The sequence below is a fragment of the Nocardia sp. NPDC058519 genome, from assembly GCF_042719755.1.
Classification (GTDB): domain Bacteria; phylum Actinomycetota; class Actinomycetes; order Mycobacteriales; family Mycobacteriaceae; genus Nocardia.
In genome coordinates, this window is sequence record NZ_JBHXNK010000007.1 from 112,338 (window position 1) to 123,476 (window position 11,139).

General features: G+C 67.4%; 11 protein-coding genes. 7 read left to right on the plus strand and 4 right to left on the minus strand.

Annotated elements, in window-relative coordinates:
• Positions 1 to 993, minus strand: a complete 993-nt coding sequence (locus ACFWPK_RS10990; RefSeq protein ID WP_378914435.1) for an LLM class flavin-dependent oxidoreductase — start codon at positions 991 to 993, stop codon at positions 1 to 3.
• Positions 994 to 1,138: 145 nt separating this feature from the next.
• Between ACFWPK_RS10990 and ACFWPK_RS10995 the strand changes: the two genes are divergently transcribed.
• Both ACFWPK_RS10995 and ACFWPK_RS11000 read left to right on the plus strand, forming a co-directional pair.
• Positions 1,139 to 2,554 (plus strand): amino acid permease, encoded by a 1,416-nt coding sequence (locus ACFWPK_RS10995; RefSeq protein ID WP_378914436.1) that lies wholly within the window; start codon positions 1,139 to 1,141, stop codon positions 2,552 to 2,554.
• 127 nt (positions 2,555 to 2,681) lie between these two features.
• The gene (locus ACFWPK_RS11000; protein ID WP_378914437.1) at positions 2,682 to 3,680 is read left to right on the plus strand and encodes a hypothetical protein; all 999 of its coding nucleotides are present in this window, start codon (positions 2,682 to 2,684) and stop codon (positions 3,678 to 3,680) included.
• Positions 3,681 to 3,749: 69 nt separating this feature from the next.
• Here the strand turns inward: ACFWPK_RS11000 and ACFWPK_RS11005 are convergent, their stop codons facing one another.
• The gene (locus ACFWPK_RS11005; protein WP_378914438.1) at positions 3,750 to 4,286 is read right to left on the minus strand and encodes a helix-turn-helix domain-containing protein; all 537 of its coding nucleotides are present in this window, start codon (positions 4,284 to 4,286) and stop codon (positions 3,750 to 3,752) included.
• A 60-nt stretch (positions 4,287 to 4,346) separates the two neighbouring features.
• Here ACFWPK_RS11005 and ACFWPK_RS11010 point away from each other — a divergent pair, with 60 nt between their 5' ends.
• The 4 genes from ACFWPK_RS11010 (at position 4,347) to ACFWPK_RS11025 (ending at position 7,598) form a co-directional block, all read left to right on the plus strand.
• Complete coding sequence (locus ACFWPK_RS11010) at positions 4,347 to 5,324, plus strand: alpha/beta hydrolase family protein (protein ID WP_378914439.1); 978 nt, start codon at positions 4,347 to 4,349, stop codon at positions 5,322 to 5,324.
• A 92-nt stretch (positions 5,325 to 5,416) separates the two neighbouring features.
• Positions 5,417 to 6,040, plus strand: a complete 624-nt coding sequence (locus tag ACFWPK_RS11015) for a TetR/AcrR family transcriptional regulator (RefSeq protein ID WP_378914440.1) — start codon at positions 5,417 to 5,419, stop codon at positions 6,038 to 6,040.
• A 12-nt stretch (positions 6,041 to 6,052) separates the two neighbouring features.
• On the plus strand, positions 6,053 to 6,910 hold the full coding sequence (locus tag ACFWPK_RS11020) for a metal-dependent hydrolase (protein WP_378914441.1): 858 nt from the start codon (positions 6,053 to 6,055) through the stop codon (positions 6,908 to 6,910).
• 55 nt (positions 6,911 to 6,965) lie between these two features.
• Positions 6,966 to 7,598, plus strand: a complete 633-nt coding sequence (locus ACFWPK_RS11025; protein WP_378914442.1) for a hypothetical protein — start codon at positions 6,966 to 6,968, stop codon at positions 7,596 to 7,598.
• Positions 7,599 to 7,607: 9 nt separating this feature from the next.
• Here ACFWPK_RS11025 and ACFWPK_RS11030 read toward each other — a convergent pair whose 3' ends face one another.
• Entirely contained in the window at positions 7,608 to 9,032 is a 1,425-nt protein-coding gene (locus ACFWPK_RS11030) for an MDR family MFS transporter (RefSeq protein WP_378914443.1), read from the minus strand.
• A 110-nt stretch (positions 9,033 to 9,142) separates the two neighbouring features.
• Complete coding sequence (locus ACFWPK_RS11035; RefSeq protein WP_378914444.1) at positions 9,143 to 9,889, minus strand: IclR family transcriptional regulator; 747 nt, start codon at positions 9,887 to 9,889, stop codon at positions 9,143 to 9,145.
• A gap of 212 nt (positions 9,890 to 10,101) precedes the next feature.
• Here ACFWPK_RS11035 and ACFWPK_RS11040 point away from each other — a divergent pair, with 212 nt between their 5' ends.
• Positions 10,102 to 11,139, plus strand: coding sequence for an NrtA/SsuA/CpmA family ABC transporter substrate-binding protein (locus ACFWPK_RS11040; RefSeq protein ID WP_378914445.1), 1,038 nt, complete (start codon positions 10,102 to 10,104; stop codon positions 11,137 to 11,139).

Below are 11,139 nucleotides of genomic sequence, written 5' to 3' on the forward strand. Positions count from 1 at the left end.
TCAGCCGTCGATCGCCTTCTTCGTCAGGTCGAGTGAGCGGATGCGGGCGTCGAGGTCGTAGACGAGGGTGTTGAGCATGAGCTCGTCGGGGGAGGTGGCGTCGAGCAGCTGCGCCGCCTGGGCACGCACCGTCTCCGGCGAGCCCTGCAACTGCCCGGCCCTGCGCTGCGCGGCGAAGTGGCGTTCGGCGTCGTTGCCGGGGAAGCCGACGGCCTGCTCCGGCGTGGCCAGTGCCTGCGGACGACCCGAGCGCAAGTTGGCGAAGGCGAGATCGCGGGGCGCGGCGAGGCGGTCGGCCTCGGCGTCGGTATCGGCGCAGATCACGGAGGCGGCCACGATCGTGTACGGCTCGCTCAGGGTCTGCGAGGGCCGGAAATTGTCGCGGTAGAGCGTCAGCGCGGCGACGGTGTTGTCCGGCGCGATGTGATGGGCGAACGCGAACGGCAGACCCAGCACCGCGGCGACCTGGGCGCTGTAACCACTCGAACCGAGCAGCCACACCTCCGGTTCCGCGCCGAGTCCGGGGCTCGCCACGATCCCGTTCGGATCGGCGCCGCGGAAGAAGCCGATCAGCGCGGTGAGCTCCTGGGGAAAGGCGTCACCGCCGAGTCCTTCGGCACTGCGGCGCAGTGCGCGCGCGGTGACCGGATCGGTGCCGGGCGCACGGCCGATCCCGAGATCGATCCGTCCGGGATGCAGTGACTCGAGCGTGCCGAACTGTTCGGCGACCACCAGCGGCGGATGATTCGGCAACATCACCCCGCCCGAACCGACCCTGATCCGCGAGGTGGAAGCGGCCAGATGCGCCAGCACCACCGCGGGCGCCGCACTCGCGATGCCGGGCATGTTGTGATGCTCGGCCACCCAGAATCGGCGAAAGCCCTGTTCCTCGGCGTGCTGGGCGAACCGCGTCGTCGCGTGCAACGCCGCACCCGCCGTCGCATCGGACTGCACCGGTGCCAGATCCAGAACCGACAGCGTGACGGCGCTCATGAGCCTCCTCGAATGTGTATCAACCCCTATCGAAGCCAACCCGCGCCGAGCCGCCGGTATTTCCGCGCACCGGTGGTGGTGACACCGGCCACGGTAGCCGGGCGGTAGCGTGCACGACTGATCGACGCGACGGAAGGACTGTTCGATGTCAGCTGACGGCTCCGGCCTATCCACGGAAGCCGCCGAGGCGCCCGCCCAGACGGCCGGATCGGAGGGCTACGAGCGCGGCCTGAACCCGCGCACCATCCAGATGATCGCCATCGGCGGTGCGATCGGCACCGGCCTGTTCTACGGTTCCGGCGCGGCGATCGAACAGGCTGGTCCGTCGCTGATCCTGGCCTATCTCGCCGCCGGTCTGGCGATCTTCGTCATCATGCGCGCGCTGGGCGAGCTGCTGACCTACCGCCCCGTCTCGGGCAGTTTCGCCGAGTACGCGCACGAATTCCTCGGTCGTTTCGCCGGGTTCGCGACCGGCTGGTCGTACTGGGCGGTGTGGGTGTCCACCTGCATGGCCGAGATCACCGTGGCCGGTCACTACGTCCAGTACTGGTTCGACATCCCGCAGTGGGTGACCGCGCTGGTAGTGCTCGCGGTGCTGTTCGCCGCGAACCTGATCTCCGTGCGGTTCTTCGGCGAGGGCGAGTTCTGGTTCTCCGCCATCAAGGTCACCGCCATCCTCGCGATGATCCTGATCGGCATCGGTGTACTGGTTTTCGGTTTCGGCCATGCCGCCGACCCGACGGTGACCAATCTGTGGGCCGACGGTGGGATGTTCCCGCACGGCTTCGGCCAGACCCTGCTGGTCTTGCAGATCGTCGTGTTCGCCTATGTCGGTGTGGAACTGGTCGGGGTGACGGCGGGGGAGGCCCGCGACCCGAAGACCACCCTGCGCAAGGCGATCAACACCCTGCCCTTCCGCATCGGGCTGTTCTACGTCGGCGCGCTCGTGGTGATCATGTCGGTGGCGAGCTGGCGCAGCTTCCACGCGGGCCGCAGCCCGTTCGTCGAGGTGTTCGAGCAGATCGGCATCCCCGCCGCCGCGGGCATCATCAACTTCGTGCTGCTCACCGCGGCACTGTCGTCGTGCAACTCCGGCATCTACTCTACCGGCCGGATGTTGCGCAGCCTGGCTCTGCGCGACGAAGCGCCCGCGAAATTCGCGACCCTGAGCAAACAGTCGGTGCCGTTCACCGGGATCTGCGCCTCGGCGGGCGCGATGGTGATCGGCGTGCTGGTGAACCTGATCTCGCCCGACAAGGCCTTCGCCTACATCACCTCGGTGAGCACCGTCGGCATCATCGTCGTGTGGAGCGTGATTCTGGTGTGCCACATCAAGTATCGCGCCAAGGTCCGAGCGGGCGAACTGCCCGGCAGCGACTACCGCCTGCCCGGCGCGCCCGTAACCACCTGGGCCGCACTGGGTTTCCTCGGGTTGGTCGTGGTGCTGCTGCTGTGGACCGATGGTGGCCGTACCGCGCTGGTTGTCGGCGCGGTCTGGGCGGCACTGGTGTGCGCGGGCTATTACGCCTTCGGCCGCCGCGAGGCCGTGCACACCCGATAGCCCCGTTTGCTGGAAAGCCGCTGGCAGAGAGCCGTTTTCTGTCATACCCCCTCGGTATCGTCGAAGTGTCACACAACCAGCCCGGACGCGAGTGTGGCCGGGCGGTGCGAGAACGGGGGCACACGAGATGAGTGACGAGAACAGCGGCGATCTGCGGCCGCCACGCCAGCACGGAACCACCTGGCGGGAATCGGAATACCGAATACTGGCCGATGATCTGCGCGCGGGCGCCGATCTCGCCCGCACGGCGATCACGGTGGGACGCACCGAATCGGCGGTGCGCACCGCACTGCGCAATTTCGTGCCACCGGAGGAGCGGGTACCGACCGCCGAACGGGAACGCTGGATCCGCACACGCCTTGTCGCCGAGCCGGAATGGGACTGGTGGGCGGTGGTGATCGACCACCACCACCGCCGCTCCCGCAGCGGCCTGTGGTTCACCCGCCATGAGCACTGCGCGCGCATCGGCTGGCGCAGACGCACCCCCATGCCCGCACTCGCCCAGGAACTGGCCACCTCGGAACTGTCGGTCGCCGAGCTGCTGCGCGCACTGGGGTTGGTCGAGAGCATCGAGGAAGCCGCCGACCGCCTCGGCGCGACCCCGGGCCTTGCCCTGGCCAAACGAGTCACCGCCCGCCGCGACGAAGCCGTCGGCGCCCGCTGGATCCTGGTCGTCGACGGCGCCGCAGGCACCACCCGTCCCCGCAACGCCCCTGTCCGCCGTCAGCTCTCCCTGCACGAAACCCGCGCCGCCGCGGAAGCCGAACGCGACCGAATCCTGTCCTGGCACAGGCGCATCGGACCCGAAGAACCCGACGCGCCCGTCTGGTGGACCATCGCCGAACGCGGCCTCGGCGCCACCGTCGGCCATACCCGCTGCGGCACCCTCGACCCGACCGCCACCGGCGGACAGCTCCGCGCCGAAGCCCTTGCGGTCGGTGACATCATCCGCGTCCCCGTCCCCGACGGGGGCCACCTCCAAGACCGCATCACCGCGATAGCCCACCATGCCCCAACCGGCCCGATCGTCGTCGACCTCGCCCCGGTAGCCAACTCGCGCGTCCGCCGCGTCGTCGAGTTCGCTCCCGATGAACTGGTCGACGTGGTTCACAAACAACAGGACTGACCGCACCCCCGCCGCACCGCACCAACCCGGTGCGGTGCGGCGCAACCTCGGTCGGTGATCCCGGGAGTTCTACGCCTTGGCTTCGGGTCCCCGGTTGAGCGGAAACAGGATCGGGCTGAGCAAGTACTCCGAACGCCCCGGCGTCGCCGCGTTGTCGAATTGCGGTGCGATCGCGGCGCGCAGGCCGGTGATCAGCTGTGCGAGTTCATCGGGATCGAGCCACAGCGAGTGCTGTCGGTAACCGACGAGGTCGTCCACCGGATCGGCGCGGTCGTCGGCGATGTAGGCGTCGAATTCGGCGAGCAGCGTGGCCATCGCGGCGACGAAGATCTGGCGATGGTCTGTCGGGGTCACGGTGGTGCCGTCGATGCTCGCGCGCTCGCGGCGCAGCCGGTAACGCCGTTCGACCGCCCCGCGCACGCGACGTTCGTCGACGACCTCGAGCACACCACCGGACGCCAGCAGATCGACATGGCGGTACACCGTCGCCTTCGAGACCTCGGGCAGCATCGCGCTCAGCTGTGCGGTCGTGTGGATCCGCCCGCCCGACATCGCATGCACGATGCGCAACCGCACCGGGTGCGTCAGTAGCTCCAACGAGTCCATGCCTTCTATGTTCTCACATATGCTACCGTTCGCAAAGATGAGAATAATGGACGGAGCACCATGACAATCAACGAAACCCAGCGGGCAGGCGCCGATTCGTGGCGGATCCCGGACTATGTGAACCCGGCGGCCTTCGCTGACCGCGATGTCACCGTGGGTTCCGATGGGCTCGCCGTCGCGGGAGTTCTGAGCGTGCCGGTCGGCCGAGGACCGCACCCGGCGGTCGTCCTCCTGGCCGGTGGCGGCGCGTTCGACCGTGATGGAACGATCGGCCCGAACCGGATCTACCGCGACCTCGCGTGCGGACTGGCCTGCCGCGGTATCGCGGTCCTGCGCTTCGACAAGGTCACCCTCACCCACGCCGACACGGTCGCGGCCACGGCGGAGTTCACCCTGCGCGACGAATACCTTCCCCATGCCCTCGCCGCGATCGAAATCCTCGGCGCGGCAACGGATATCGACGCGAACCGAATCCATCTGGTCGGCCACAGCATGGGCGGCAGGATCGCGCCGCGCGTGGCCGAGGCCGCTCCCTCGGTCGCCGGGATCGTCACCTTGGCCGGTGACACGCAGCCGATGTGGTGGGCCATGGTGCGGGTTCTGCGCCACCTCGCGCAACTCGATCCGGCTGCGGTCGCGGCGTTTCCGCCGGTCGAGACGGTCATCGAGCAGGCGGAACTGGTGGACAGTCCCGAGCTCTCGCTCGGGACACCGACCGAGGATCTGCCGTTCGGTCAATCCGCCGCGTACTGGCTGGACCTGCGCTCCTACGACCCGGTCGCGGTCGCGGCGTCCCTCGACATCCCGATGCTGATCCTGCAGGGCGAGCGCGACTATCAGGTCACTGTCGAGGGCGACCTCGCGCTGTGGCGAGCGGGCCTGGCCGATCGCGCCGACGTCGACATCCGCACCTATCCCGCCGCCGATCACCTGTTCTTTCCTGGCGACACACCGTCGATGCCCACCGACTACGCGCGGCCACAGCACGTCGACGGCCGGGTCGTGGCAGATATCGCGGAGTGGATCATGGCGCACTGACCGCCGGTTCGGCACTCGAGCAGCCCGGCATCGTCCGGGCTAACTTAGAAGAAACCGTGTCTGTTTACGGTTTGTTGTGCGATGCTGGTCCCATGTCCACACAGCGAATCCGGCGAACACAGGCCGAACGACGGAGTGAGACGCGCCGCGTCGTCCTCGACGCGGCGTTCGACACGTTGGTGGAGTTCGGCTTTCGTGGGACGACGACCAGTGAGGTCGCCCATCGCGCAGGGGTGTCGATGGGCGCCCTGCTGCACCATTTTCCCGCCAAATCCGAACTGCTCACCGCGGCGGTCGGCCACGCTTTCGACCGCCGAATCGAGGAGTATCAGGAGTCCATGGCCCGCCGGGACCCCACCGCCGACCCCATCGACAGTGCCCTGGACATGTTGTGGGCGATGTATTCGCGACCCACTTTTCTCGCCTGGAACGAACTGTGGACCGCGGCCCGCACCGATCCCGAGCTGGCTACCGCCGTCGCGGCGATGGACCGCCACTTCCTTGCCGCGAGCGAGCACGTCTTCGCCGCGCTGTTCCCCGACATCGAATTCGATCCGAGAACCACGCTGCACCTGGTGTATTCGCTGATGACAGGGCTGGCCGTGGCCGATTCACTGCCCGGTCACCGGCCCTACGACGCCGCGGCGGTCCTCGACCTGTTCAAGACGATGGTGCGCGCTCAGCTCACCGACGATCCAGCACCGGCAGACGCCTGAAACGGAGTTCCCATGGCATACGAACCGACCGCCGGAAAGCGCCCGCCCCGAGTCCGCCGGATCCGCTTCGACTATCCCAGTGGATCGTTGGATCGCCACTATGTCGACGGTGACCTGGTCTCGAGCCATCTGATCGCCTACCTGTCCGCGACGTTTCCCGAGGGCGAGGAGTTCTTCGTCCGCTCGGTGCGCACGTTCGCGGACGAGATCACCGATCCGGACCTCCTGCGCGAGGTTCGCGGTTTCGTCGGACAGGAAGTGACCCACGGTCGTGAGCATCGCGTGCTCAACGAGCGGCTCGCGCAGATGGGCTACCCGACCCGATGGGAGGACCGCACCACACATCGGATCCTCGCCACCTACGAACGGGTCTTCTCGCCGTTGACGTGCCTGGCGATGACGGTCGCACTGGAACATTTCACCGCGGTGCTCGCCGAAACCCTGCTCACCGACGAACGCGCCCGCCAGCTGCTCGGCTCCACCGAAGTCCGGTCCATGCTGCTGTGGCACGCCGTCGAGGAATCCGAACACCGCGCCGTCGCCTTCGACGTCTATCGCAGCGTCGGTGGTGGCGAACGACGGCGAATCATCGTGATGGGAGCGATCATCGCCCTGTTCGGTGCCGGCATCGCCGCGCACACCGCGGTGTCACTGCTGGGTGACCGCACGGCCTATCACCCGCTCGTGCTCGGAAAGAGTCTGGCGAGGCTTCGGCATTCCCCGTTCGTCGCGCGGTCGGTCCGCCGCCGCGTGCGCGACTACCTCCGGCCGGGATTTCATCCCGACGATGTCGACAACACCGCCGTCCTCGAGCGGTGGACCACCGAATTGTTCGGCACCGACGGCTCCCTGGCCGACCATCTCCATTGACGCGTAGCGACCTGCGGGTAGCGAATGGTGGTGGTAGGCAGGAAGAATCGCCGGTATGGATTGGACCAATGTGTCAGTCGCCGCGATCACTGTTGTCGGCACGCTCGGTGGCGGAATCGTCACGCAGGTGTTCGCGATTCGCAGCAAGCGGATCGACGCGCAGATGCAGCGTGTCTATCGAACAGAAGAACTGCGCGAGCTCGGTCGCAAAGAGGCGACCGATGAGAAGCGAGCGATCTACGCGGCTCTCAACACCGCGGCTCATTCCCTGCGTGCCGCGGCGCGGAGCTATCTCGACGAGAAGCGCGATGGGCGTAGTCCTGACCTCGCCGGACTGCAGGGGGCGTGGGATACCCTGCGCGAGAGCTATTCACGTGCGCAGATGGTGTTGTCGGATCGGGCGATCGACTTCGCGTCCGAGGCGAATCGTTGCCTCGGCATCGGCCATCGAGCGGTGCTCGAAGTGGACGCGAGCGATCCCGCGGCGGTCGCGGCGGTGGATTTCTACGTGAACGACACGTTGGGATTCGCCGTGCGCCTGTTGCGTAGCGGGATTCGAGAGGATCTCGGGCTCGAATCGGCCGCCGATATCGATCTGAACGAACGGCTCGCAACGCTCAAACAGACGCGGAAGGAGTTCGATCGTCGCGCCCGGACCGACACCCCGCAACCGGATCCGCACGGCTGAGCGCCGGCGCTAGGTGACCGGGGCGCGGCCACCGGACGCGCGGCCCGGCATGGTCGCGGCGGCGATCAGCATGACGACGGCCATGGCCAGCATGGCGACGAACACCAGGTGGATGCCGTGGGCGAGCTCGCTGGGTGCCGGGTGGTCGGGGTTGCGGATGCCCGCGTTGACGATGGCGCCGAACACCGCCACGCCCAGTGCGCTGCCGAGGGAGCGGGCGAACATATTGGCCGAGGTGACGACGCCGCGTTCGTGCCACTGCGCGCTGGCCTGTGCCGCGATGAGGGTGGGGGAGGCGACCAAGCCCATGCCGCTGCCGATCAGGAAGCAGGAGGCCGCGATCTGCCAGGGACTCGCCTGGGGGCCGACGAGTAGCGTGGTCGCGCAGCCGAGCACGGCGATCGTGCTGCCGATCACGCCGCTGATGCGAAAGCCCCAGCGCAGGTACAGCTTTCCGGACAGGGTGGCGGCGAGCGGCCAGCCGAGCGTGAGCCCACCGACGGTGAGCCCGGCCACCAGCGCGCTGGTCCCGAGCACACCCTGGGCGAACGTCGGCACATACGAGGTCAATCCGAGCACCACGGCGCCGACCAGCAGGGAAACCGTGCTGCTCGCGATCACCACCCGCCGGGTGAAGATCCAGAGCGGCAGAATCGGATTCGCTGTCCGCAACTCGACGACCGCGAACAGTACGAGCACCGCCACGCTGCCCACGAACAAGGTCAGGGAGATCGGCGAGGTCCACTCCCACGCCTGCCCACCTTCGAGCAAGGCCAGGATCAAGGCACCCGCCCCGACGGTGAGCAGGATCGCGCCGAGATAGTCGATTCGCTGGGTGCTCCGCACCGCCGATTCGGTGAAGTGGCGCACCAACATCCAGCCCGCGACCGCACACAGCGGCAGGTTGATCAGGAAGATCCACCGCCAGCTCAGATGGTCGGCGAACATGCCGCCGAGCAGCGGCCCGAGCACGGCCGAGCTCGCCCACACCCCGGCCAGATAACCCTGGACCTTGGCGCGTTCGGCCAGCGTGTACAGATCACCGGCGATCACCATCGTCATCGGCTGGATCGCCCCCGCCCCGATGCCCTGGATCGCCCGAAAGGCGATGAGCGCCACCATGCTCGTGGCCAGCCCGCACAGCAGTGACCCCACCGCGAACGCCACGATCCCGAACAGGATGACCGGCTTGCGCCCCACCATATCGGCGAGCTTGCCGTAGATCGGCACCGTAACAGCCTGCGCGAGAAGGTAGATGGAGAACAACCACGGGAACATCGCGAACCCACCGAGGGTGTCGGTGATGGTGAGGACCGCGGTCGCGATGATGGTCGAGTCGAGCGCGACCAACCCGGTGGAGAGCATGAGCGAGGCGAGGATCGCACCTCGTTCGGAACGCAGGCCGACGGCCGGGCTCACGGTATCGGTCGCCACCGAGGTCCTCTCATTGCTTCGACTAACCACTCGGTTCAAGGTATCGGCCGCACGGTTGTTCCCGCGCGCCATTTTCCCAGGGTGTGACGCGATCGGCGTCCGGCGCGGTCTCAGTCCTGCGCGAACCTCGCCGCGATGTCGGCCGCGGTGACCTTGGCCAGCTCGACGAAGAACGGCACGCGTTCGTCGATCATCAACGCGGCAGGTCCGCGCAGGCCGAGCGCGAACCGGCAGCGGCCGTGTGGGTCGAGGATCGGCAGGCCGATGGTGCGGAATCCGGGATCGAGTTCGCGGTCGTTGAACGCGTAGCCGCGCTCACACGTGGTGATCAGTTCGGCGCGAAGCTCTTCCGGTCCCGACACCGAACGTTCGGTGCCCTCCTCATAGGGCAGCGATCGCAATTCGTCGTCACTCGCGTCGGTCCAGGCGAGCAGCGCTTTGCCGAGTGCGCTGGCGTGCAAGGGAAGCCGGACGCCCTGCAACTTGTGGCCGTCGCTCTCGCGCCAGCGGCTGGTGCCGAGCAACACCGCGTGGATGCCGTGACGGGTGGCCACCGAGCAGGTCGCGCCAGTGGTGGCGGCCAAATGTTCGAGATAGGGCTCGGCGAGGTAGATCCGGTGCTGGCGGTAAGCGATCTGGCCGTATTCGGCGAGCGCCCCGCCCATGCGGTAGCGGCTGGACTCGGCGTCCTTCTCCAGGAACCCGGCTTGCACGAGCGCACCGAGCAGGCGGTGGGTGGTGCTGACCGCCAATCCCTGGGCGCGTGCGACCTCCGAGACCCCGCGCTCCTCACCACCACGGAAGCAGTCGAGTACCGACAGGGCCCTGGTCACGGTCTGCACGCCGGAGGTCTCCACGGAATCGACGGTAACACAGACGTTCGAACAGAAATCGGTTCGCAATTTCACTATGTGGAAAACGAGAAGCTCTGGATCGCAGTCGAACGCCATAGAACTAGGAGTCCTGCCGTGTCAAGCTTTCCGATCCATGGAAAGGCATACCTCGTCCGGCGCCGTACCCGCTCCTACGCTGCGAAGGCATCAACCCCCAGCCCCGAACAGGAGCCCCGATGTCCCGCAGGCTGCCGGCCTTCTCGCGAATCGCCCTCGCGATCGTCCCCGTCGTTGCCCTCGTCGCGGCGTGTGGCTCCGGCGCGACGCCCGAAAACGGGGCCGACACCCCGTTCGTTCTCAAGGTCACCGATCCCGGCAACAGCGGTCCGCTCGCGGTCGGCAAGCGTGACGGCAGCTTCGACGCGGCCCTGGCCCCACTGGGCGCGAAGATCCAATGGGTCAGCACCACACCGGGTTTCAGCTCCACCTTGAAGCTGTTCAATACCGGCGAACTCGACGTCTCCGGTGCCGCCTTCAGCCCCGTCGTCGGCGCGCTGTCCAAGGATGTCGGCGTGAAGATCGTGGCGGTCGCCGACCCGGCGGGCCAGGATCAGAGCGGCATCGTCGTCAGCCCGGAATCAGGGGTGACGAACGTGGCCGGTCTCGTCGGTAAGCGCATCGCGGTGAACCCCGCGGCCAAGGGCGAGTACATCACGCTCAAGGCCCTGGCTCAGGCGGGCATCCCGGCCGACAAGGTGACCCGGGTTCCTTTGCAGCAGAAGGACGCCGCCTCGGCATTCGCCACCGGCAAGGTCGACGCGTGGGCGTCGTTCCTGGTGCCCTACCAGGAGGCCAAGGCTGCAGGCGCGGTGGAGATCGTCACCGAGAAGCAGATCGGCTCCAAGGACAACTCCGTTGTGGTCTTCCGCACCGAGATCCTCGATCAGCGACCCGATGTCGCGGCGAAGTATCTCGAAGTGCTGCAAGGACTTACCGCGAAGCAGAAGGCGACGCCCGCCGATTTCGAGAACGTCTTCGAGAAGTCGGGCCCGCGCGCGCTGACCGGTGACCGGCTCGCCGACGCGGTGCGCGTGGGTGGCGAGGCGAGGGTGCCCCGGCTGCCGGTCGAGTCCGATGCCGCCGATCTGGCCGATGTGGTGAACACCTTCGCCGACAACGGCGTCATTCCCCGCCGGATCACCGCCGCCGACATCTTCTACGACCTGAAGTCCAAGCTCACCGCGGACCAGGTCGCCGCACTGAAGGACAAGTGA

Excerpts from the sequence above, each read along its gene's own strand:
- ACFWPK_RS10990 (WP_378914435.1), bottom strand. The coding sequence starts at position 993 with ATGAGCGCCGTCACGCTGTCGGTTCTGGATCTGGCACCGGTGCAGTCC.
- ACFWPK_RS10995 (WP_378914436.1), top strand. The coding sequence starts at position 1,139 with ATGTCAGCTGACGGCTCCGGCCTATCCACGGAAGCCGCCGAGGCGCCC.
- ACFWPK_RS11000 (WP_378914437.1), top strand. The coding sequence starts at position 2,682 with ATGAGTGACGAGAACAGCGGCGATCTGCGGCCGCCACGCCAGCACGGA.
- ACFWPK_RS11005 (WP_378914438.1), bottom strand. The coding sequence starts at position 4,286 with ATGGACTCGTTGGAGCTACTGACGCACCCGGTGCGGTTGCGCATCGTG.
- ACFWPK_RS11010 (WP_378914439.1), top strand. The coding sequence starts at position 4,347 with ATGACAATCAACGAAACCCAGCGGGCAGGCGCCGATTCGTGGCGGATC.
- ACFWPK_RS11015 (WP_378914440.1), top strand. The coding sequence starts at position 5,417 with ATGTCCACACAGCGAATCCGGCGAACACAGGCCGAACGACGGAGTGAG.
- ACFWPK_RS11020 (WP_378914441.1), top strand. The coding sequence starts at position 6,053 with ATGGCATACGAACCGACCGCCGGAAAGCGCCCGCCCCGAGTCCGCCGG.
- ACFWPK_RS11025 (WP_378914442.1), top strand. The coding sequence starts at position 6,966 with ATGGATTGGACCAATGTGTCAGTCGCCGCGATCACTGTTGTCGGCACG.
- ACFWPK_RS11040 (WP_378914445.1), top strand. The coding sequence starts at position 10,102 with ATGTCCCGCAGGCTGCCGGCCTTCTCGCGAATCGCCCTCGCGATCGTC.